We start from the raw sequence: 21,717 nt of genomic DNA, 5'->3' as shown, positions 1-21,717 counted from the left end.
AGGCGCAGCGTGGTGGCGAGCAGGCCCGCGGCGAAGGTCGCGGCGATGAAGATCGCGGCGTCGTTCATGGCTGGCTCCTCGCGTGGGCCGCGGCGGTGGGCCACCGTCTCCCACGGCCCTGCCGGGGCCCGCCCGGCGCCGGCCGGGGCAGGCCCCGGCGCCCGGCCCTCAGGCCGGTTGCGCCTGCGGCGTGGTGGCGAGCAGCGCGAAGCGGTGGATGAGCGCGGCCCACGCGGGGTGCAGCTCGGCCTGCCGCTCCCGGAGCTCGCGCACCGCGCCGGTCTCGGCCTCGGGCCGCCGGCCGGTCACCCAGCCCTGGACGAGGGCGTCGTCCACCTCGGGGTGGAACTGCACCCCCCAGGCGAGGGGGCCGTAGCGGGCCGCCTGGACGGTGCCCTCGGCGTCGTGGGCGAGCGGCGTCGCGCCCGGCGGCAGCCCGGTGACCGCGTCCGAGTTGTAGTGCAGCACCTCGGTGCCGGCGGGCAGCGCGCTGGTGAACGGGTCGGCGAGGCCCTCGGGCGTGGGTCGCCACGGCCGCAACCCCGTCGTCCGGCCGCCGGGCTGACGGCCCACCGCGCCGCCCAGGGCCAGCGCGGCCAGCTGGTGCCCGAGGCAGACGCCGAGGAAGGGGCGGCCCGCCGACACGGTGCCGGCGATGAGGGCCCGGGTCGGCAGCAACCAGCGGTACGCCTCGTCGTCCCAGGCGTCCATCGACCCCCCGAGCACCACCAGGGCGGCGTGGTCGCCGAGGTCGGCCGGGACGGCATACCCCTCGTGGGCGGGCAGGACGTCGCACTCCAGCCCGGCCTGCTCCAACCACGGGGCCAGCAGGCCCGCGGGGGCCTTCTCTTCGTGCTGCACGACCAGCGCCCGTGGCGTCATGGGCACAGGCTAGACCCCCTGCGGGGCCGGTGCGTCACCCGCTGGAGCCGGGCAGGTCCCGGGAGGCGGCCTCGGTGCCGTCCGCCTCCTCGTCGGTCCCGGACCAGTACGGTTCGTCGTCCTCGACCGGGTCCACGGTATGCGGCTGCAGCTCACCGCTGGCGATCTGCTCGGCCCAGTGGCAGGCCACCCGGTGGCTCGGAGGCACGCCGTCGATCTCCACCACCCGCAGCTGGGGGCGCTCCTCGTCGCAGCGCGTCTCCTGCCGCCAGGGGCAGCGGGTGTGGAAGCGGCAGCCCGTGGGCGGGTTGGCCGGCGAGGGGAGGTCGCCGGTCAGCAGGATCTGCTCGCGGGTGTCCTCGACCGTGGGGTCGGGGACGGGGACCGCGGACAGCAGGGCCCGGGTGTAGGGGTGCAGCGGCGTGTCGTAGAGGTCCTCGGCGTCCGCCTCCTCGACCAGCGACCCGAGGTACATGACCCCGATGCGGTCGCTGATGTGGCGGACGACGGCGAGGTCGTGGGCGATGACGAGGTAGGTGAGGCCGAACTCCTCCTGCAGGTCGCCGAGCAGGTTGATGACCTGGGCCTGGACGGAGACGTCGAGGGCGCTCACCGGCTCGTCGGCGATGATGAGCTGCGGGTCCACCGACAGCGCGCGGGCGATACCGACGCGCTGTCGCTGCCCGCCGGAGAACTCGTGGGGGTACTTCGACAGCGCCGCCGTCGGCAGGCCCACGGCGGTGAGCAGCTCGGAGAGCCGCTTCCGCGCGGCCTTGGCGTCCGTGGCCATGCCGTGCGCCCGCATACCCTCCAGCAGCAGCTGCTCCACCGTCTGCCGCGGGTCCAGGCTGCCCAGCGGGTCCTGGAAGACCATCTGCATGTGCCGGCGGTGGGTGCGCAGCTTCTCGCCCTTGAGGCTGGACAGGTCGATGCCGTCCACGTGGACCTCGCCGGCGGTGATCGGCTCGAGCTGCAGCAGCGCCCGGCCGAAGGTGGACTTGCCGCACCCGGACTCCCCGACGAGACCGTAGGTCTCGCCGCGCCGGATCTGCACGTCCATGCCGTCCACCGCGTAGACGTGACCGACGGTCCGGTCGAAGACGATGCCCTTCTTGATCGGGAAGTGCACCTTGAGGCCGCGCACGTCGACGAGGAGGTCCGGCTCGGTCTCGGTGGGCTGCGGGGCGGCCGTCCCGGCGGGGGTGCTCACGGCTGGTGCTCCTCGTGCTGCTCGGGCGCGCGGTCGTCGTCCAACGGGTTCTCCTCCAGGGGATGGTGGCAGCGCAGCAACCGGCCCTCGCCGGGCCCGTCCTCGTCGGTGACCAGCTCCGGCGTGGTGGACCGGCACGCCGCCACCTCCGAGGAGCAGCGGGGCGCGAAGGCGCACCCGCCCTCCCACGGGATGTTGTCGGCGACCGAGCCCGGCACCGGGTCGAGCCGGCGCCCCCGCTCCTCGGTGAGCCGGGGGATGGACGCGAGCAGCCCTCCGGTGTAGGGGTGACGCGGCCGGGCGAACAGGTCGTGCCGCTCGGCCCGCTCCACGACCTTGCCGCCGTAGAGGACGTTGACCTGGTCGCACAGGCCGGCCACGACGCCCAGGTCGTGGGTGATCATGATGAGGGCGGTGCCCGACTCGGTGACGAGCTCGCGCAGCAGCGCGAGGATCTGCGCCTGGATGGTGACGTCGAGGGCGGTCGTGGGCTCGTCGGCGATGAGCAGCCGGGGCTCGCAGGCGAGCGCCATGGCGATGAGGGCGCGCTGGCGCATCCCGCCGGAGAGCTGGTGCGGGTACTCCCGCAGCCGCCGGGTCGGGTCCGGGATCCCGACCTTCTCCAGCAGCACGGTCGCCTGCTTCTGCGCGGCGGTGCGACCCATCCCGCGGTGCCGCTGCAGCACCTCGGCCACCTGGACGCCGAGCGGGACCACCGGGTTGAGCGAGGACAGCGGGTCCTGGAAGATCATCGCCAGGTCCCGCCCCCGTCGGTCGCGGAGCTGGTCCTGGCGCAGCCGCAGCAGGTCCTCGCCGTCGAAGAGCACCTCGCCGCTGACGGTGTTGCCCCGGGCGGGGAGCAGCCCCATGATCGCCAGCGAGGTCACCGACTTGCCGCAGCCGGACTCGCCGACGAGGCCGACGGTCTGTCCGGGGTGCACCTCGAAGCTCACCCGGTCGACCGCGGTGAAGGCCTTGGCGCCCTTGCCGAAGGTCACGGTCAGGTCGTTCACCGCGAGCAGCGGGCTCCCTCCGCCGGCGGGGCCGGAGGGGTGGGTCAGGGAAGTCTGGGTCATCGGCCGGGCTCCTCAGCGACGGGACTTGGGGTCGAGGGCCTCGCGCAGGGACTCGCCCATGAGGGTGAAGCCCAGTGCCACGGTGACGATGCAGATCGCCGGGTAGAAGGCCAGGTGCGGGTAGCTGTTGAAGTACGGCTGGGCGGCGCCCAGCATCTGGCCCCACTCGGGCCGGGTGTCGTCGGGGTTGCCCAGGCCGAGGAAGGACAGGGCGGCGGCGTCGATGATCGCGACGGCCAGGACCAGGGTGGCCTGGACGATGACCGGGCCGATGGCGTTGGGCAGCATGTGCCGGAAGACGATGGGGATGGGTCGCACCCCGAGGGCCCGCGCGGCGAGCACGTGGTCGCTGTGCCGCTGGCTGAGCATCGAACCCCGCAGCAGCCGCGCGAAGATCGGCACCTGGATGACGGCGATGGCGGCGATGACGCTCCACTGCGACGGCTCGAGGATGGCGGCGAGCGAGAAGGCCAGCAGGAGCGAGGGGATGGAGAGCATGACGTCGACCACCCGCATGACGGCCGCGTCGACCCATCCGCCGATGCCCCCGGCGAGGATGCCGAGGGTCAGTCCGCCGAGGAGACCGCCCAGCGTCGCCAGGACACCGACGATGAGGGTCTGCCGGGATCCCACGATGAGGCGGGAGAGCAGGTCGCGGCCCCGGTCGTCGGCGCCGAGGGGGAAGCCGGGCCGGGGCTCGGGCACCGGGTTGGACTGCCGGCTCACCTCACCGATGAGCAGCCTCGCGGCGGGGTCGTGGGGGGCGATCCAGGGGGCGATGATCGCGAGCAGGACGAAGGCCGTCACGATCGCGGCACCGATGAGGAAGACCGGGTCCTTGCGCAGCCGCAGCCACGCCGAGCGCCAGAGGCTGACGCCCTCCTCGTCGCTGAGCGCCCCGGCCTCGGCGAGGGAGTCGATCCGCGCCTTCTTGGTGTCACCGTAGGAAGTCATGTCCGCGTCCTCACTTGGTCCGCACGCGCGGGTCGATCAGGGCATAGGCGATGTCGACCAGCAGGTTGACGACGATGTAGATGATCGCGGCCATCATGATGAGGACCTGCAGCACGGGGTAGTCGCGGGTCTCGAACCCGAGGGCCAGGGCCTGTCCGATCCCGGGGAAGGCGAAGACCTTCTCGGTGAGCACGGCCCCGGCCAGCAGGGCACCGACCTGCAGCCCGATGATGGTGATGACGGGGATGAGGGCGTTGCGCATGATGTGCCGCACCCGGATGACCGGGGCGCGCAGACCCTTGGCCCGGGCCGTGCGGACGTAGTCCTCGTCCATGACGTCGAGCACGGAGGCCCGGGTGATGCGGAAGATCACCGCGAAGGGGATCGAGGACAGCGCGATCGCCGGCAGCAGCAGGTGCCGGAACGCGTCCCAGGACGCGTCCCACTCCCGGGTGAGGATGCCGTCCAGCACGGCGAACCCGGTCACCCTCGTGGCGTCGATGCCGGCGGTCTGGTAGCCGGACGGGGGCAGCAGGCCCCACCGCACGGCGAAGAGGTACTTGAGGACGAAGGCGAGGAAGAACACGGGGACCGCCACCCCGACGAGCGAGCTGATGACCAGGCCCGTGTCCAGGACACCGCCCCGTCGGCGGGCGGCGATGTAGCCCAGGGGGATCGCGAGGGTGAGGGCGATGGCCAGGGCGAAGATGCTGAGCTCGACGGTCGCCGGCAACCGGGTCAGGAAGATGTCGATCGCCGGCTGCCCGCGGAACACGCCGGTGGAGATGCCGAAGTCACCCTCCAGCGCCCGCTGGACGAAGCGGACGTACTGCACCGGCAACGGCTGGTCCAGGCCCAGCTGGCGGCGCAGGTCGGCGGCGGCCTCGGGGGAGCCCCGCTCACCGAGCAGCGCGCTGACCGGGCCGCCGGGCAGGGCGCGGAGCCAGGCGAAGAGCAGCAGGCTCAGCATGAACAGCGCGAGCCCCATCTGCAGGACACGGCGGATGACGAACTTCAGCACGGCGGACTCCTCGGCCCAGCAGGGGTGCGGAACAGGGACCATGACGACGGACCGACCGGGGAGGTCGGCCCGTCGTCATCGTCGGTGGCAGGACGGTCTCCCGTCCTGCCACCGCGGGATCACTCGCTGAGGGTGATGGTGGAGAAGTCCTCGGCCGTCAGGGGGCTGGGCACGAGCCCCTCGACGTTCGGACCGACCACGATGGCCGGCGGGGAGTGGCTCAGCGGCAGGCCGGGCAGCCACTCCTCGGACATGATCTGCGCGTTGAGCTCCTCGTAGAGCGCCGTGCGGGCGTCCTCGTCGGGCTCGGCGTCCCCGGCGCGCAGGCCCTCCTGGAGCTCGTCCTGGAAGGGGAGCGCACCGGTGCCGAACTGGTTGTCCTCACCGCAGAAGAAGGCGCACAGGAAGTTGTCCGCCGAGTTCAGGTCGCCGGTCCAGCCCAGGAAGAAGGCGGGTGCCTGGCTCTGCTGCGTGCCGTCGATGTAGCCACCGGCCCAGGGGCGGGCGACGGGGTTGATGGTCACCCCGACCGCCTCCCAGTCCGCGGCGACCGCGTCGTAGATGGCCTGCGGGTTCGGCATGTAGGGGCGGGTCACCTCGGTGGGGTACCACAGGTCGATGGTGAGGTCGGACGCACCGGCCTCCTCGAGCAGGTCCTGCGCCGCCTCGGGGTCGTAGGCGTAGGGCTCGATCGACTCGTTGTAGCCGGCCACCGTCGGCGGGATGAACTGCGTGGCCACCTCGGCGCCGTCGGGAAGCTGGCTGGCCACCAGCTCCTCCCGGTTGATGGCGTGGTAGAGCGCCCGTCGGATCAGCGGGTCCTCCAGCTGCGGGTCGGCCACCGGGTTGAGCGCGAGGTAGAGGATGTTGAAGGGGTCGCGGATGAGGACCTGGTTGCCGGCCTCCTCCAGCCCGGCCCAGTCCACCGGGTTCGGCAGGTCGTAGCCGTTGATGGTGCCGGACTCCAGCTCCTGGCGGCGCGCGGTCTCGTCGCTGATGATGCGGAAGATGATCTCCTGCACCCCGGCCTGCTCGCCCCAGAAGTCGTCGTTGCGGGTCAGGGTGACGTTGCTGGTGCCGTCGAAGGAGTCGAACACGAACGGTCCGGTCCCGGTCGGGTGGTCCGTGGCGTACTCGGGGAAGGTGAACCCCTCGCCCTGCACCTCGATGCCGTTCGCGTCGTACTCCTCGAGGGCGGCGGGGGAGGAGATGCCGTAGGAGCTCTGCGAGAGGACGCCGGGGAACTTGCCGGTGGCCCGGGTGAGCACGACCTCGGCGGTCATCTCGTCGGTGGCGGTGCAGCTCTCGTAGAGCGAGTCCTCGCCGAAGCCGAAGTCGTTGCCGTAGTAGTACGCGGCCGACGGGTTCTGGCCGGCCTCGTTCTGGTCGGCCCAGCGCTCGAAGTTGTAGCAGACCGCCTCGGCGTCGAAGGGCTCGCCGTCGTGGAAGGTCACGCCGTCCTGGAGCTGGAAGGTCCAGGTCAGACCGTCCTCCGAGGACTCCCACTCGGTCGCGAGCTCCGGCACGAACTCGGTGCCCCCGGGCTCGATGCCCACGAGGTTCTGGAAGATCTGCCGGGTGACGCGGAAGGTCTCCCCGTCGCTGGCGTAGAAGGGGTCGAAGGTGGTGGGGGCACCGGCGGCACCGAACACGAAGGTGGCGTCCGAGCCCTCTGCGCCACCGGCCTCCTCGGACCCGGAGGCGCCGTCGCCCTCACCGGAGCTGTCGTCGCGCTCGGACTCGGCGCACGAGCTCAGCACGAGGGCCAGAGCTGCGCTGGTCGCGGCGATCGCGACCCTGCGGTTCTTCATCGTTCCTCCTACAGCGTCATGACCGGACGCGGATAGCCCGGTATAGGGGGTGACCTCACCACACCGGGGGCCGGTTGCCAAGGGTGACGGGCCGTTCGTGACGGGACCGTGACCTGCCCCTGCGGCAAGCCCGGCGGGCTGGGAGGATGAGCCGATGCAGCTCGTCGCCGCCGTGGCCCTCTGCGACTCGTTGGCGCGACCGACGCGGGTGCTGGCCGGGTGCCGCAGCGCCCCCGCGGCGCTGGCGGGGGGTTGGGAGTTCCCCGGCGGCAAGGTCGAGCGGGGGGAGGAGCCCTCGGCGGCCGCGGTACGGGAGGCGCGCGAGGAGCTCGGCGTGCGGGTGCTCCTGGGGGGCAGGGTCGGGGACGACTGGCCGCTGGCGCACCCGTGGTCCATGCGCCTGTGGTGGGCGGTGCCCGAGCCCGGTCAGCCCCCTCCCCGTCCGCTGCAGGACCACGGCGAGCTGCGGTGGCTGGGCCCGGAGGAGCTGCTGGGCCTGCCCTGGCTCGAGCACGACGTGCCGGTCGTGCGCCACCTCGTGCCGCTGCTGCACCACGGACCTACCCCGCTGGTGTGAGGTCGGTCCGGGGTCCCCGGGGTGAGACACTGGAGGTATGCCCCTCGCTGACCGTGACCCCGCCCTGCCCGCAGGAGTGCGCGCCGACATCCGCAACGTCGCCATCGTGGCGCACGTCGACCACGGCAAGACGACCCTGGTCGACGCGATGCTCACGCAGGGCGGAGCCTTCGCCGACCAGCAGCAGCGCGGGGGTGAGGGTCCGGACCGGGTGATGGACTCCGGGGACCTCGAGCGGGAGAAGGGCATCACGATCCTGGCCAAGAACACGGCCATCCGCTACACCGGTGCCTCGGCCCCCGAGGGCGGCATGACGATCAACATCATCGACACGCCGGGCCACGCCGACTTCGGTGGTGAGGTCGAGCGCGGCCTGTCGATGGTGGACGGCGTCGTGCTCCTGGTCGACGCCTCCGAGGGGCCGCTGCCGCAGACGCGCTTCGTCCTGCGCAAGGCCCTCGCCGCGCACCTGCCCGTCGTGCTCTGCATCAACAAGGTGGACCGACCGGACAGCCGCATCAGCGAGGTCGTCGACGAGGTCTACGCCCTCTTCATGGACCTGCTGGACGAGCACGACCCGGCCCAGGTGGAGCTGGCGCTCGACTTCCCGGTCGTCTACGCCTCGGCCAAGGCCGGCCGCGCCAGCCTGGAGGCGCCGGTCGACGGCGGGCTGCCGGACAGCCCCGACCTGGAGCCGCTGTTCGCGACCATCCTCGAGACGGTGCCCGCCCCGACCTTCACCCCGGGCGCGCCGCTGCAGGCGCACGTGACCAACCTCGACTCCAGCCCGTTCCTCGGCCGGCTCGCGCTGTGCCGCGTGCACGAGGGCGAGATCCGCAAGGGGCAGCAGGTCGCCTGGTGCCGGCGCGACGGCTCGGTCACCTCGGTGAAGATCACCGAGCTCCTGCTCACCGAGGCCCTGGAGCGCAAGCCGGCCGAGCAGGCCGGCCCGGGGGACATCATGGCGATCGCCGGCATCCCCGACATCACCATCGGCGAGACCCTCGCCGACGCGGCCGACCCGGTGCCGCTGCCGCTCATCACCGTCGACGAGCCGGCCATCTCCATGACCATCGGCACCAACACCAGCCCGCTGGCCGGCCGGGTCAAGGGGGGCAAGGTCACCGCCCGCCTCGTCAAGGACCGGCTGGACAAGGAGCTCGTGGGCAACGTCTCCCTCCGGGTGCTGCCCACCGAGCGGCCGGACGCCTGGGAGGTCCAGGGGCGTGGCGAGCTGGCGCTGGCGATCCTCGTCGAGCAGATGCGCCGCGAGGGCTACGAGCTGACCGTCGGCAAGCCGCAGGTGGTCACCCGGGAGGTAGACGGGAAGCTCCACGAGCCGGTGGAGCGGCTCACCATCGACACCCCCGAGGAGCACCTCGGCACGATCACCCAGCTCATGGCCGCCCGCAAGGGCCGGATGGAGCAGATGACCAACCACGGCACCGGCTGGATCCGGATGGAGTACGTCGTGCCCTCCCGCGGGCTCATCGGCTTCCGCACCGAGTTCCTCACCGAGACCCGCGGCACCGGCATCGCCCACCACGTGTTCGACGGCTACGCCCCCTGGTTCGGCGAGATCCGCACCCGGCAGTCCGGCTCGCTGGTGTCCGACCGGGCCGGGGTGGCCACCACCTACGCCATGTTCAACCTCCAGGAGCGCGGCACGATGTTCCTGGAGCCGACGACCGAGGTCTACGAGGGCATGATCGTCGGCGAGAACTCCCGGGCCGACGACATGGACGTCAACATCACCAAGGAGCGCAAGCTCACCAACGTGCGCTCCGCGGGCGCCGACGTCCTCGAGCGACTCGTCCCCCCACGGGTGCTCTCGCTCGAGCAGTCGCTGGAGTTCTGCCGCGAGGACGAGTGCGTGGAGGTGACCCCCGAGGCGGTCCGCGTGCGCAAGGTGATCCTCGACGCCAACCAGCGGGCCAAGGCGGCCCGCTCCAAGGGCTGAGCCGTGCCGGTGCGCCCGGACCTGCGCGACGGACTGCCCCCCGGCAGGCCGCTGCGGCTGGTGGCGGTGCACGCCCACCCCGACGACGAGACGCTCGCCACCGGGTTGGCGCTGGCGCACCACGTCGAGGCCGGCGACGACGTCCACGTCGTCACCTGCACGCTGGGTGAGGAGGGTGAGGTCATCACCCCCTCGCTCGCCGCGCTGGAGGGGGACGGCCCGGCGCTCGCCGAGCACCGTCGGGGCGAGCTGGACCGCGCGATGGGCCGGCTGGGGGTCACGCACCACCTCCTCGGCGGCACCCGGCCCCGGTGGCGGGACAGCGGCATGGCCGGCTCGTCCGCCGCCGCGCACCCGCGGGCCTTCGCGGGCGCGGACGTCGGCGAGGCCGCCCGCGCCCTCGCCGACCTGCTGCAGCCGCTGCGGGCCGACGTCGTGCTGACCTACGACCCCTGGGGCGGTTACGGGCACCCCGACCACGTCCAGACCCACCGGGTCACCGCCCGGGCGGTGGAGCTGCTCGGGGAGGAGGTCACCGGTGCCGCACCTGCGCTCTACGTGGCGCTCGTCCCGGCCTCGTGGGCCCAGGAGGACCGGCGCTGGCTGCGCGCGCACGTCCCGGGCGGGGTGCGCAGCCCCGCGGGCGGCACGGCGCGGGTGCCCGACCCCGACGACCCCTTCCCTCCGGGCGTCGTGGCCGACGACCTCGTCACGCACGCGGTCGTGGACGAGGGTGCGCTGCCGCGCCAGCGGGCGGCGCTCGCCGAGCACCCCACCCAGGTGACCCTCCACGAGGGCTGGTACACCCTGTCCAACGACGTCGCCGCCCGGCTCCCCGGTCGCGAGGGGTATGCCGTGTGGCCGGCGTCCCGGGAGGCGCTCATCCGGGCGCAGGGGGAGCCCCCGGCATGAGCGCGCAGGAGCCGGCGCCGCCCACCCCCGGGTCCGTCGACGCCGCGACCTACCGCCTGGCGATGAGCCGGTTCGCCAGCGGGGTCGCGGTGGTGACGTCCCAGGTGCGCGGCCACGACGTCGCCCTGACCGTGGACTCGCTGACCAGCGTCTCCCTCGAGCCCGTGCTGCTCCTCGTCAGCCTGCACCCGGAGGCGCGCGTGCTCGAGGGGCTCGAGGCGGGGGCGGACTTCGCGGTCAGCGTGCTCACCGCCGCCCAGCGGGGCACGGCGGAGTGGCTCGGGGAGACCGGCCGGCCGCTGCACGACCAGCTGGGCCGCGTGCCGCACCACCGCGGCGCCGCCAGCGGCATGGCGGTCGTCGACGACGCCCTCGCGAGCTTCGAGTGCCGGACCGTCGACCTGCGGGAGGCCGGTGACCACGTCCTCGCGCTCGGCGAGGTCGTCGCCCTGGAGGCGAGGCCGACCGACCGTCCCGCCCTCGTGCACTACCGTGGTCGGCTGGGAGAGCTGCGGTGACCACGGCGTGCTGCGCCCCCGCCACGACCGGGACGGGACGACAGGGACGGAGCGCAGATGGCTGACGCCACCGATCGACCAGGGACCCTCCGCGAGGAGGGTGACGGCCGCGGCTGGTGGTCCGTGGTGGGCCGTCTGACCGCGGCCCTGCTCGTGCTCGCGGCGGTCTACGTCGGGGCCGCGCTCTACTTCCAGGACCGCCCGCCGGCCGGCGTCAGCGTGGCAGGGGTCGACATCGGGTCGCTCACCGACCAGGAGGCCAGGGCCGAGCTGACCCGCGAGTTCGGCGACCGCACCACCGAGCCGCTCGTGCTGACGCTGACCCCCGACGGGGCGGCACCGGAGGAGGCCGAGCGGGTCGAGGTGGTCCCGGCGGACGCCGGGCTGTCCCTGGACCTGGACCGGACCCTGCGGGGGGTGACCGGACTGTCGTTCCACCCGGCTCGGCTGTGGGACCACGTCGCCGGCGCCGACCGCGACCTGCCGCTCTACGGAGGTGTGGACGAGGAGGCGCTGCGGGCGGAGGTCACCCGCCTGGCCGCCGACTACGACACCGACCCGGTCGACGGGGAGGTCGGGCTCACGCCGGACGGGGTGGAGGTCACCGAGGCGCAGCCCGGACGCACGCTGGAGGTCGAGGAGACCGTCGAGGAGCTGCAGCAGGCCTGGGTCGGCCAGGTCTGGGACGAGGAGCAGGGCCCGGACCGCGAGGTGGCCGGCGTCGCCTCGACCCAGCGCCCCGAGCTCACCGCCGCGGAGATCGAGCGGTTCACCCAGGAGGTCCTGGACCCGGCGCTGGCGGCGCCCGTGGTGGTGGAGGCGACCCGGGGCGAGGGTGAGCAGGAGGAGGAGGCCCGCGCGGAGCTCGCGCGCCGGGACCTGCTGCAGCTGCTCACCGTCGAGCAGTCGGACGGCGCCCTCGCGCTGGGCATCGACGCCGAGGCCACGCTCGACCGGGTCCGGCAGGACCTCGGTCGGCTCGAGCGCGGCCCGCGCGACGCGACGGTCCGCCTGGCGGGGTCCTCGGTCGAGGTGGTCGGCGGCCAGGTCGGCTACGCGCTCGTCGAGGAGGGCCTCGTCGACGCCGTCGAGGCGGCGCTGACCGAGACCGGGGAGGGCCGGACCGTCGCGGCGGACGTCGACACCGTCCGGCCGCAGATCACCAACGCCGTCGCGCGCGAGTGGTCCTTCTCCCAGATGTCCTCCTTCGTCTCGGTCTTCCCCAGCGGTCCGGACTACGAGGCGCGCACGGCCAACCTGCGCACCGGGGTCGCGAACGTCAACGGCACGGTCGTCATGCCGGGGGAGCAGTTCAGCCTCGGTGCCGCCCTCGGGGAGGTCAGCGAGGAGGCCGGGTATGCCGAGGCGCCCGTCATCGTCGACGGGGAGCTGGTCATGGGTCTCGGCGGCGGCCTGTCGCAGATCTCCACCGTGGTGTTCAACGCCTCGTGGTTCGCGGGCGTCCAGCTCGACGCCCACACCACCCACTCGTTCTACATCCCGCGCTACCCGGCCGGGCGCGAGGCGACCCTCGCCCTGCCCTGGATCGACAACCTGTGGACCAACGACACCGACACCCCGGTGGTCGTGCGCGCCTGGATCACCGGGGACGAGATCCACATGGTCCTCCTCGGCGACAAGCAGTACACCGTCCGCACCGTGGACGGCGAGCGCCGCGACGTCACCCGGGGCGAGCGGCGCGAGGACGACAGCGAGGACTGCGTCGACCAGGCACCCTCCGAGGGCTTCACCATCCGCAACATCCGGATCCTGCTCCAGGGCGGCGACGAGGTCGCCCGCGACGACTTCACCACGACCTACGCCGCGGCCGACGAGATCGTGTGCACCAACCCACGCGCGGGGGGCCGGTGAGCCCGAGCGGCGCGCCGTGCGGGCCGAGGACCCCGTGAGGCGGTCCTGGCCTGGGACGCCGTAGTCTGTGCCCATGACGTACGTGATCGCCCAGCCCTGCGTGGACCTGAAGGACAAGGCCTGCATCGAGGAGTGCCCGGTCGACTGCATCTACGAGGGGGAACGCTCCCTCTACATCCACCCCGACGAGTGCGTGGACTGTGGTGCGTGCGAGCCGGTCTGCCCGGTCGAGGCGATCTACTACGAGGACGACGTCCCCGAGGAGTGGGCGGACTACTACAAGGCCAACGTCGAGTTCTTCGACGACCTCGGGAGCCCCGGAGGGGCGGCCAAGATGGGCGTCATCGCCAAGGACCACCCCGTCGTCGCGGTGCTGCCCCCGCAGTCCCACGACGAGTGACGCGCACCCCCCACCGGCCCACCCCGACCAGGAGGACCTCATGACCGACACCACCAGCACGACCCCGGCCACGCTGACGCACGCCGGCCACGAGCTGTCCCTGCCGGTCGTGCCGGCTGCCGAGGGCAACAACGGGCTCGACATCAGCTCGCTGCTCAAGACGACGGGTGACGTGACCCTCGACGTGGGCTTCGTCAACACCGCCTCCTGCCAGTCGGAGATCACCTACATCGACGGCGGCGAGGGCATCCTGCGCTACCGCGGCTACCCGATCGAGCAGCTGGCGGAGCACTCCACCTTCCTGGAGACCAGCTACCTGCTCATCTACGGCCAGCTGCCCTCCGCCTCCGAGCTGGAGGAGTTCGACCAGCGCCTGCGGCGGCACACCCTGCTCGTCGAGGACATGAAGAACTTCTTCGACGGCTTCCCCCGGGACGCCCACCCCATGTCCGTGCTCTCCTCCGGGGTCTCGGCGATGGGCACCTTCTACCAGGACAGCCTGGACCCGCACGACCCGGAGGCGGTGGAGATCTCCACGGTCCGGATCATGGCCAAGCTGCCGACCATCGCGGCCTACGCCTTCCGCAAGAGCCAGGGGCAGTCGATCCTCTACCCCAACAACGACTACAACCTCGTCGAGAACTTCCTCTGGATGACCTTCGGGCAGCCGACCGAGCGCTACGAGCTGGACCCGCTCGTGGCACGGGCCCTGGACCAGCTGTTCATCCTGCACGCCGACCACGAGCAGAACTGCTCCACCTCGACCGTCCGGCTGGTGGGCTCCTCGGAGGCCAACCTCTACAACGCCATCTCCGCCGGCATCCACGCCCTGTCCGGTCCGCTGCACGGCGGCGCCAACAGCGCCGTCCTCGCGATGCTGGACCAGATCAAGGCCGACGGCGGTGACGTCTCCGAGTTCGTCCGCAAGGTCAAGGACAAGGAGGACGGGGTCAAGCTCATGGGCTTCGGCCACCGGGTCTACAAGAACTACGACCCTCGCGCGGCCATCGTCAAGGAGACCGCGCACGAGATGCTGGCCAAGGCGGGCAGCAACCCGCTGCTGGAGCTCGCGATGGAGCTGGAGCAGAAGGCCCTCGAGGACGACTACTTCGTGGAGCGCAAGCTCTACCCGAACGTCGACTTCTACACCGGTCTCATCTACGAGTCCATGGGCTTCCCCACGGACATGTTCACCGTGCTCTTCGCGATCGGGCGCCTGCCCGGCTGGATCGCGCAGTACCGCGAGATGATCAACGACCCGGCCACGAAGATCGGCCGCCCGCGGCAGGTCTACGTGGGCGAGGGCGCGCGCGACTACTCCCCGGTGGACCAGCGCGGCTGACCGCCGCTCAGCCCACCTCGACGACGACGGTGGTCGGCGACCCGTTCGCCGCCCCGTCGTCGTCGGCGTCGGACCACGTGCCGGACGCGCGGTCCCACACCCGCCCCTGCACCTGGACCCGGACGATCTCTTCGGCCTGCGCGTGGCTGACCGCCCAGGTCGCCGCGGCCCACGCCCGGGCGGGGTCCCCGGCCTCGAGCAGCACCAGCCGCCCGTCCGGCCGGCCGGTCAGCCCGAGCTGGGCGGCGGCCTTGTCGGCGACCTCCTGGGCCGAGCCGGTGCCCGCCCGGCCCCCCAGCCGGCAGTCGAGGGCGGTGCCCGCCCCCTCCTGGCCGGTGAGCACCGAGGCGAGGACGCGTCCTTCCCACTCGTGGTCGGCGTACGCGTCCGGGAAGGCGCTGCGCTGGACCTCCTGCGCCACCTCCGTGACGACCCCCTCGTCCCACCCCCGCACCTCGACGAGCGCGTCGTAGAAGGCGTCGCTGGCGTAGACGGGGTCGGTGACCTGCTCCACGGTGCCCCAGCCCTGGCTGGGGCGCTGCTGGAACAGGCCCTGGCTGTCGGCGTCGCCGTACCGCAGGTTGCGCAGCTTGCTCTCCTGGATGGCCGTGGCCAGGGCGATGGTGGCGGCCCGTGGCGGCAGCCCCCGCCGGACGGCCACGGCGGCGATCGTCGCGGCGTTCGCCGCCTGCTCGGGGGTGAGCCGCACCTCGCGGTCGGCGGCGCTGAAGGTGCACCGCGCGGGGGCCAGCTCGGCCGCCGCCCACCGGGTCCCCAGCACCGCCCCGGTGGCCGTCAGGCCGACGACGAGCGCGGGCACGAGGAGGCGGCTGACGGTGGAGCGGGGCACCGGTCCAGTCTAGGAGTCCTCCTCGGTGCCCCGGCGGACCCTCGCGTAGGGTCGTGCGCGTGACCCGTCGCTACTACCACAAGGGGCCGGTGACCCTCCGGGGCACCCAGGTCCCGCGGACGACCACCGACCAGCGGCTCCTCGACGACGCCGGGCCCGCGGACTGGGTGCACTCCGACCCGTGGCGGGTCATGCGCATCCAGGCCGAGTTCGTCGAGGGGTTCGGCGCGCTGGCCGAGATCGGTCCGGCGGTGGCCGTGTTCGGCTCGGCCCGGACGGCGGCGGACCACCCCTACTACGCCTGGGGCGAGCGCGTCGGTCGTGCCCTCGTCCAGGCCGGCTACGCGGTCATCACCGGTGGTGGGCCCGGGGTCATGGAGGCGGCCAACAAGGGGGCCGCGCAGGCCGGGGGCACCTCGGTCGGGCTGGGCATCGAGCTGCCCTTCGAGACCGGCCTCAACGACCACGTCGACCTGGGGGTCAACTTCCGCTACTTCTTCGTCCGCAAGACGATGTTCGTGAAGTACTCCGAGGGCTTCGTCGTGCTGCCCGGTGGGGTCGGCACGCTGGACGAGCTCTTCGAGGCGGTCACCCTCATCCAGACCGGCAAGGTCACCAACTTCCCGATCGTGCTCCTCGGGGAGGACTACTGGTCCCCCCTGCTGGGGTGGTTGACCTCGACCCTGCTCGCCGAGGGCATGATCTCGCCGGGCGACCTCGACCTGCTGCGGGTCACCGACGACGTGGACGAGGCGGTCCGGTGGGTCCGCGAGCACCGGGAGCAGCGGGTGCCGCCGGAGCACCGCGACGTCTGAGCCGGTCGGGGCGGTGTCGGTCACCGGGGTCCTGGCGTGCCATGATCGGTGCCGTGATCATCCTCGGGGTCGTCTGTCTGGTGGTCGCCCTCGGAGCCGTGCTGGCTTGGGCGGTCACCCGCCGTGAGGTGCCCGGGGTGGGCCCGGCGGTCGACACCCAGTCCTCCCGCGGCCTGCCGGACGGGCCGGTGCCGCCGGAGGGCGTCGGGGCGGTCCGCTTTGACCAGGCGCTGCGGGGGTACCGCATGGAGCAGGTCGACCGGGTCATGGACCGGCTCGCCGGCGAGCTGAGGGAGCGGGACGCCGAGATCGCCCGGCTGCGCGAGGAGCCGGCCCCGGCGGCGGGGGAACGGCGGGACCGGACGTCGGAGGGGCAGAGGTGAGCGACGCGCGAGCACAGGACCTGACGGTGGGTCCCGACGGGGTCGCCCGGTGCGGGTGGCCCGGGCTGCAGCACGCGGACTACCGCGACTACCACGACCGGGAGTGGGGCAAGCCGGTCCACGGGGAGTCGGCGCTGCTGGAGCGCCTGTGCCTGGAGGGCTTCCAGAGCGGGCTGTCGTGGCTGGTCATCCTGCGCAAACGGCCTGCCTTCCGGCGCGCCTTCGCCGGCTTCGACGCGGAGGTGGTCGCCGACTTCACCGAGACCGACGTGCGGCGCCTGCTCGCGGACGAGTCGATCGTCCGCAACCGGCGCAAGATCGAGGCCACCATCGCCAACGCCCGGGCCACCCTCGGGCTGCGCGAGCACGGGGGGCTCGAGGAGCTGCTGTGGACGCACGCGCCCGAGCCGACGCCGAGGCCGCGTCGCTTCGCCGACGTCCCCACGCAGACGGCCGAGTCCGAGCTGCTCGCGAAGCGGCTGCGCAAGGCCGGTTTCGAGCAGGTCGGGCCGACCACCCTGTATGCCGCCATGCAGGCCTGCGGGTTGGTCGACGACCACCTCGTCGGGTGCTTCCGCGCCGGCTCGGCGCGCTCCGGGCTCCGTCCGACGGAGATGCGCGCCACCTCATGACCCGTGCGGCGACCCGGGCCCCGGTGCCGGCCCGCCTGCTCGACCTGCGCTTCGTGGGGGCGGTGCTGCTCCTCTGGACCCTGTTGCGCGCGGTCAGCGGGGTGATCCTCCTGCGGCTGGCCCACGACCACCAGGACCCCTCCGTCTACGACGACCCCGGCGTCGGCCTGTACTTCCAGTTCGCGACGCTGTGGGACGGCCAGTGGTACGAGCGCATCGCGACCGAGGGCTACCCCGACGAGGTGCCCGTCGGGACCGACGGCGTGGTCCAGCAGAACCCCTGGGCCTTCTACCCCGCCTTCCCGCTGCTGGCGCGTGGCGTCATGGCGCTCACCGGGTGGCCGTTCGCGGTCGCCGGCGTCGTCGTGGCCACGGTCCTGGGGTATGCCGCAGCGGTCGTGGTGGCAGGCCTGCTGCGCGATCGCGTCGGCCCGGCCGGTGCGCTGGCCGGGGTGGCCCTCCTCGGGGCGTACCCGAGCTCACCCACCTTCCAGGTCGCCTACACCGAGTCGATCGCCCTGCTCGTGCTGGCGACGGCGCTGTGGCTGCTCGTGCGGGAGCGGTGGTGGGCTGCGGGAGCCGTCGCCCTGCTCACCGGCCTGGCCCGTCCGGTGGCGCTGCCGCTGGGGCTGGTCGCGCTGGTGGTCGTGGTCGCGCGGTGGCGCCGCAGGCGGGAGCGGCCGCTGCGGCCCCGGGAGTACGTCGCGATGGCGGCCGCCCTCGTGGGGTGCGGCCTCGCCGGTCTGGTGTGGCCGGCCGTCGCGTGGGTGCGGACCGGCCGGGCGGACGCCTACACCTCGACGATGTCCGCCTGGCGCGGTGGCGAGCAGGTGCTGCCGTTCCTGCCCAGCATCGAGCGGGCGCAGTGGCTGTGGGGGGACCTCGTCGGGCTGCTCGTCCTGGCGGCCGGCATCGGGGTGCTCGTCCTGGCCGTGCTCGGGCCGTGGGCGGCGGGGCTGGGCCTGGCCCTGCGCACCTGGTGCCTCGGGTACGCGCTGTACCTGTTCGCGGCGCTGGACCCGTGGACCAGCCTCTACCGCTACCTCATGCTGCTCTTCCCGCTCTTCGTCGTGCTGGCCGGCGCCGGGTGGGCGCCGGGCAGCCGGGAGCACGAGCAGCCGCGGTGGCTGCTGGTGGTCCGGACGGGCGTCCTCGCGGCCCTCATGGTCGCGTGGCAGGTGTGGTGGGGCTGGTACCTCTTCCGGTTCGAGCCGCCCAGCGACTACCCGCCGTGACTCGGGGCCTCAGCGGCCGGTGAAGACCGGCTTCTCCTTGGCGAGGAAGGCGTCCACGGCCGCGCGGTGGTCGGTGCTGGTGCCGGTGCGGGTCATGAGCGTCTCCTCGACCTCCAGCGAGTCGGCCAGACCGTGGCCGGCGGAGAACGCCACGGCCCGCCGCACCGCGCCGTAGGCCAGCGTCGGTCCGGCCGCCAGCTGCCGCGCCACGTCGAGGGCGCGGGGGAGCAGCTCCTCGTCCGGGACGACCTCGGTGGCCAGCCCGAGGCTCAGCGCCTCCTCCGCCGGGACGGTCCGAGGGAAGAGCAGGAGCTCCTTGGCCCGGGCCGTGCCGACCAGGCGGGGGAGGGACCAGGAGGTCCCCGAGTCGCAGGACAGCGCGATGCCGGTGAAGGCCAGGTTGAAGCCGGCGGAGGCCGCGACGTAGCGCAGGTCGCAGGCGAAGGCGAAGGCGGCCCCGGCCCCGGCCGCCACGCCGTTCACCGCGGCGACGACCGGCTTGTCCATGGTGGCGAGCAGCTCGACCACCGGGTTGTAGTGCTCGGCGACGGTCCGCCACAACGCCTCGGCGTCCTCCCCGAGCAGCTGCACGTGCTCCTTGAGGTCCTGGCCGACGCAGAACGCCCGACCGGTCCCGGTGAGCACGACGCACCGGACCTCGGGATCGCCGGCGACGGTCCGCAGCGCCTCGAGCAGGGCGTCCTTGGTCGCGACGTCGAGGGAGTTCATGGCCTCGGGCCGGTGGAACCGCAGGACGGCGACGCCGCTGCCGGCGTCGTGGTCCACCTGGACGGGGGAGGAGGCGTCGCTGCTCATCGTCCCAACCTACCGAATGGCCGAGGCGAGGACGCCATCCACGTAGTCGTCGGCGGCCGGCGCCAGCGCGGCCGCCCGGTCGAGGAAGAGCTCCCGCGAGCGGTGCCCCGGCCAGCCGACGGGCAGCACCTCCGGTGGGAGGTCAGGGTCCCGGAAGAGGAAGCGCCGCCAGGCGTGGACCAGGGCGGTGCGCTCGCGGTAGGCGAGCTCGGGACGCAGCCCGGCCACCGCCGGCGCGGCGGCGAGCGTCCGCGCGAACCGGTGGTGCTCGTCGGCCAGACCGTCCAGGTCCCAGACGCGGCCGGCCAGCCGGGCCGGGTCCTGGGCCGGTTCCAGCCGGCCGTGCACCGCCACCCAGCCGACCTCGAGGGGCTCCAGCGAGGGCTCGAGCTCGGGGCTCGGCCGGGGGCTGACCCAGCCGCCGGAGCCCAGCCGCCCGTAGCCGAGGTAGGTCATGGTGCGGGTCACCTGCTCACGACGCCGGCGGTCGCCGCCGGAGTCGACGTGGACGAGGTGCCAGCACCCGTCCCAGGCGGGGGGGCCGGGGGCGTAGACCCGGTCGTGCGCCCGCTCCCAGCGGACCCGCGCCCGGGGGGTCGCCGCATACCCCCGGACCCCCTCCTCGGCCCGGGCCTCGAGCCACCCCTGGGCCACCAGCCGGGAGATCGCCGTCCGGGTCGCCGGGCCGGCCACCTCGACCGCGGAGGTGAGCGCCAGCACCGCGGAGACCGGGGCCCACCAGCCACGTCGTCGCAGGTGGTCGCCGAAGAGGTCGACGACGGCGGAGCGGGCGTGCACGGGGACAGTGTGCCGCACGTCGGGTCACCCCGATTAGGCACGGCGTCAGCCAGGGGGGATAATTCGGTGGTATGTCTCCGTCGACACCGCGGCGGAGGAGCGGCGGCAGGCCGCGCCACGAGGAAGGGCAACCATGGCAGCAATGAAGCCTCGCACCGGGGATGGTCCTCTGGAAGTGACCAAGGAGGGCCGCGGCATCGTCCTGCGCATGCCTCTGGAGGGTGGTGGCCGGCTCGTCGTCGAGATGAACGCCGAGGAGGCGAGCGCCCTCGGCGACGCCATCAAGGACTGCGTGGGCTGACGCGCCCCTCGCGCCGACACCGAGCCCCCGGACGCCGTGATCGTCCGGGGGCTCGGTCCGTGCTCAGCGCTTGACCGCGACGAGCAGCCCGTCGCCCACCGGCAGCAGGGCGGGGACCAGTCCGTCCTCCTCGCGCAAGGTCTTGCCGAGGTCGCGCAGGATGCTGGTGGTCTCGTCACGCGCGGCCGGGTCGGCGACCTTGTCGTGCCAGAGCATGTTGTCGAGGACGAGCAGCCCACCCGGACGGAGCAGCCGCAGCGCGGCCTCGGCGTAGACCGGGTAGCCGTCCTTGTCCGCGTCCACCAGGACCAGGTCGTAGGCACCGTCGGTCAACCGGCCGAGCACGGCTGCGGCGTCCCCGCTGATGACCCGGGTGCGCTGCGGCGGGATGCCCGCCGCGGCGTAGGCCTCCCGGGCGGCCCGCTGGTGCTCCGGGTCGCTGTCGATCGTCGTGAGGATGCCGTCGCGCGGCATCCCCTGCAGGAGCCACAGCCCCGAGCTCCCGGCGCCGGTGCCCACCTCGACCACGTGGGCGGCCCGGACCGCCGCGGCCAGGAGCCGCAGCGTCGCGCCCGCACCGTTGCCGAGGGGCGTCGCCCCGAGCTCCTCGCCGCGCCGCTGGGCCGACTCGATGACGGGGTGGGGCGCGATGAAGTCCTCGGCGTAGGCGACCGAGGATGCCTTGGGTGCTGCCATGGGCGTAGCCTATCCCGGCCCGGACCGTCCAGCCTCCTCCCAGCCGGACCTGACACCGTTGATTCATGTCGACGCCGGACTGGGTGCCCCCGAGCTGGGAGGAGATCGTGCGCGAGCACTCTCCCCGCGTCTACCGCCTGTCCTACCGGCTGACCGGTGACCCGCACGAGGCCGAGGACCTCACCCAGGACGTCTTCGTCCGGGTCTTCCGCTCCCTCGACTCCTACCGTCCCGGCACCTTCGAGGGCTGGCTGCACCGCATCACGACCAACCTGTTCCTGGACAAGATGCGCCGTCGGCAACGGATCCGCTTCGACGCCCTGACCGAGGAGCTCTCCGCCCGGCTGCCGCTGCGCGCCTCGGGCACCGACCCGGAGCAGGTCTACGCCATGACCCACCTCGACGGGGACATCCAGCAGGCGCTCAACGCCCTGCCGCCGCAGTTCCGTGCGGCCGTGGTCCTGTCCGACATCGAAGGCCTCTCCTACGAGGAGGTCTCCCAGACGCTGGGCATCAAGATGGGGACGGTGCGCTCTCGCATCCACCGGGGACGGGCGCTGCTGCGGCAGTCCCTCGCCCACCGCCGTCCCAGCCGCGGGCTGCGTCCCGCGGGGACGGGTGCTCGGCTGGGTCGACCGGCCGCCGCGCTCGGCTGA

Annotated in this window: 23 protein-coding genes; 13 read left to right on the top strand and 10 right to left on the bottom strand. The window is 73.2% G+C overall.

The features are described 5' to 3' along the window. Positions 1 to 168 precede the first annotated feature (168 nt). The 6 genes from AVL62_RS01385 to AVL62_RS01360 all read right to left on the bottom strand — a co-directional run bounded on the left by AVL62_RS01385 (position 169) and on the right by AVL62_RS01360 (position 6,954). Positions 169 to 882 (bottom strand): type 1 glutamine amidotransferase, encoded by a 714-nt coding sequence (locus AVL62_RS01385; protein WP_058889892.1) that lies wholly within the window; start codon positions 880 to 882, stop codon positions 169 to 171. 34 nt (positions 883 to 916) lie between these two features. Continuing rightward, positions 917 to 2,092, bottom strand: a complete 1,176-nt coding sequence (locus AVL62_RS01380; protein WP_058889891.1) for an ABC transporter ATP-binding protein — start codon at positions 2,090 to 2,092, stop codon at positions 917 to 919. Next, positions 2,089 to 3,168: an ABC transporter ATP-binding protein gene (locus AVL62_RS01375; protein WP_058889890.1), complete on the bottom strand. Its 1,080-nt coding sequence runs from the start codon at positions 3,166 to 3,168 to the stop codon at positions 2,089 to 2,091. The genes AVL62_RS01380 and AVL62_RS01375 overlap by 4 nt, the downstream gene beginning before the upstream one ends. Positions 3,169 to 3,180: 12 nt before the next feature. Then, entirely contained in the window at positions 3,181 to 4,122 is a 942-nt protein-coding gene (locus tag AVL62_RS01370) for an ABC transporter permease (RefSeq protein WP_058889889.1), read from the bottom strand. A 10-nt stretch (positions 4,123 to 4,132) separates the two neighbouring features. Continuing rightward, complete coding sequence (locus AVL62_RS01365; protein WP_058889953.1) at positions 4,133 to 5,143, bottom strand: ABC transporter permease; 1,011 nt, start codon at positions 5,141 to 5,143, stop codon at positions 4,133 to 4,135. A gap of 119 nt (positions 5,144 to 5,262) precedes the next feature. Beyond that, positions 5,263 to 6,954, bottom strand: a complete 1,692-nt coding sequence (locus AVL62_RS01360; protein WP_058889888.1) for an ABC transporter substrate-binding protein — start codon at positions 6,952 to 6,954, stop codon at positions 5,263 to 5,265. 154 nt (positions 6,955 to 7,108) lie between these two features. Here AVL62_RS01360 and AVL62_RS01355 point away from each other — a divergent pair, with 154 nt between their 5' ends. From AVL62_RS01355 to AVL62_RS01325, 7 genes are all read left to right on the top strand, one after another. After that, a complete protein-coding gene (locus tag AVL62_RS01355; protein WP_058889887.1) occupies positions 7,109 to 7,531 on the top strand; it encodes an NUDIX domain-containing protein in 423 nt (140 codons plus the stop codon). Between the two features lie 37 nt (positions 7,532 to 7,568). Then, on the top strand, positions 7,569 to 9,491 hold the full coding sequence (gene typA, locus AVL62_RS01350; protein ID WP_058889886.1) for a translational GTPase TypA: 1,923 nt from the start codon (positions 7,569 to 7,571) through the stop codon (positions 9,489 to 9,491). A gap of 3 nt (positions 9,492 to 9,494) precedes the next feature. After that, positions 9,495 to 10,403 (top strand): N-acetyl-1-D-myo-inositol-2-amino-2-deoxy-alpha-D-glucopyranoside deacetylase, encoded by a 909-nt coding sequence (gene mshB, locus AVL62_RS01345; RefSeq protein WP_083518578.1) that lies wholly within the window; start codon positions 9,495 to 9,497, stop codon positions 10,401 to 10,403. After that, the gene (locus tag AVL62_RS01340) at positions 10,400 to 10,921 is read left to right on the top strand and encodes a flavin reductase family protein (RefSeq protein WP_058889885.1); all 522 of its coding nucleotides are present in this window, start codon (positions 10,400 to 10,402) and stop codon (positions 10,919 to 10,921) included. The genes mshB and AVL62_RS01340 overlap by 4 nt, the downstream gene beginning before the upstream one ends. A gap of 57 nt (positions 10,922 to 10,978) precedes the next feature. Then, a complete protein-coding gene (locus tag AVL62_RS01335) occupies positions 10,979 to 12,793 on the top strand; it encodes a VanW family protein (RefSeq protein WP_058889884.1) in 1,815 nt (604 codons plus the stop codon). A 73-nt stretch (positions 12,794 to 12,866) separates the two neighbouring features. Continuing rightward, positions 12,867 to 13,193, top strand: a complete 327-nt coding sequence (gene fdxA / locus AVL62_RS01330; RefSeq protein ID WP_058889883.1) for a ferredoxin — start codon at positions 12,867 to 12,869, stop codon at positions 13,191 to 13,193. Positions 13,194 to 13,233: 40 nt separating this feature from the next. Beyond that, complete coding sequence (locus AVL62_RS01325; protein ID WP_058889882.1) at positions 13,234 to 14,535, top strand: citrate synthase; 1,302 nt, start codon at positions 13,234 to 13,236, stop codon at positions 14,533 to 14,535. Between the two features lie 7 nt (positions 14,536 to 14,542). Here AVL62_RS01325 and AVL62_RS01320 read toward each other — a convergent pair whose 3' ends face one another. After that, entirely contained in the window at positions 14,543 to 15,385 is an 843-nt protein-coding gene (locus AVL62_RS01320) for a hypothetical protein (protein WP_058889881.1), read from the bottom strand. Positions 15,386 to 15,444: 59 nt separating this feature from the next. On the opposite strand from AVL62_RS01320, the gene AVL62_RS01315 reads away from it, so the two are divergent. From AVL62_RS01315 to AVL62_RS01300, 4 genes are read left to right on the top strand one after another with little or no spacing between them, the layout of a single operon-like run. Beyond that, positions 15,445 to 16,200, top strand: a complete 756-nt coding sequence (locus AVL62_RS01315) for a TIGR00730 family Rossman fold protein (protein WP_058889880.1) — start codon at positions 15,445 to 15,447, stop codon at positions 16,198 to 16,200. Between the two features lie 41 nt (positions 16,201 to 16,241). After that, positions 16,242 to 16,583 carry a DivIVA domain-containing protein gene (locus tag AVL62_RS01310; protein WP_058889879.1) on the top strand — a complete coding sequence of 114 codons (342 nt, stop codon included), beginning with the start codon at positions 16,242 to 16,244 and terminating at the stop codon, positions 16,581 to 16,583. Next, a complete protein-coding gene (locus AVL62_RS01305; protein WP_058889878.1) occupies positions 16,580 to 17,215 on the top strand; it encodes a DNA-3-methyladenine glycosylase I in 636 nt (211 codons plus the stop codon). Before AVL62_RS01310 ends, AVL62_RS01305 begins: the two co-directional genes overlap by 4 nt. Beyond that, on the top strand, positions 17,212 to 18,450 hold the full coding sequence (locus tag AVL62_RS01300) for a hypothetical protein (protein WP_058889877.1): 1,239 nt from the start codon (positions 17,212 to 17,214) through the stop codon (positions 18,448 to 18,450). The genes AVL62_RS01305 and AVL62_RS01300 overlap by 4 nt, the downstream gene beginning before the upstream one ends. 9 nt (positions 18,451 to 18,459) lie before the next feature. Here AVL62_RS01300 and AVL62_RS01295 read toward each other — a convergent pair whose 3' ends face one another. Together AVL62_RS01295 and AVL62_RS01290 are read right to left on the bottom strand one after the other, a co-directional pair. Continuing rightward, positions 18,460 to 19,266, bottom strand: coding sequence for an enoyl-CoA hydratase/isomerase family protein (locus AVL62_RS01295; RefSeq protein ID WP_058889876.1), 807 nt, complete (start codon positions 19,264 to 19,266; stop codon positions 18,460 to 18,462). Between the two features lie 9 nt (positions 19,267 to 19,275). Further along, entirely contained in the window at positions 19,276 to 20,064 is a 789-nt protein-coding gene (locus AVL62_RS01290) for a PaaX family transcriptional regulator C-terminal domain-containing protein (RefSeq protein WP_058889875.1), read from the bottom strand. 133 nt (positions 20,065 to 20,197) lie between these two features. Here AVL62_RS01290 and AVL62_RS16355 point away from each other — a divergent pair, with 133 nt between their 5' ends. Next, complete coding sequence (locus tag AVL62_RS16355) at positions 20,198 to 20,365, top strand: DUF3117 domain-containing protein (RefSeq protein WP_010147956.1); 168 nt, start codon at positions 20,198 to 20,200, stop codon at positions 20,363 to 20,365. 63 nt (positions 20,366 to 20,428) lie between these two features. Here the strand turns inward: AVL62_RS16355 and AVL62_RS01285 are convergent, their stop codons facing one another. Beyond that, positions 20,429 to 21,061 carry an O-methyltransferase gene (locus tag AVL62_RS01285; protein ID WP_058889874.1) on the bottom strand — a complete coding sequence of 211 codons (633 nt, stop codon included), beginning with the start codon at positions 21,059 to 21,061 and terminating at the stop codon, positions 20,429 to 20,431. Between the two features lie 65 nt (positions 21,062 to 21,126). On the opposite strand from AVL62_RS01285, the gene sigE reads away from it, so the two are divergent. Continuing rightward, positions 21,127 to 21,717 (top strand): RNA polymerase sigma factor SigE, encoded by a 591-nt coding sequence (gene sigE, locus AVL62_RS01280; protein ID WP_058889873.1) that lies wholly within the window; start codon positions 21,127 to 21,129, stop codon positions 21,715 to 21,717.

Origin of the sequence: Serinicoccus chungangensis (assembly GCF_001483745.1) — a bacterium.
Taxonomy (GTDB): Bacteria; Actinomycetota; Actinomycetes; order Actinomycetales; family Dermatophilaceae; genus Ornithinicoccus; species Ornithinicoccus chungangensis_A.
This window is presented reverse-complemented; position numbering and strand designations above follow the sequence as displayed.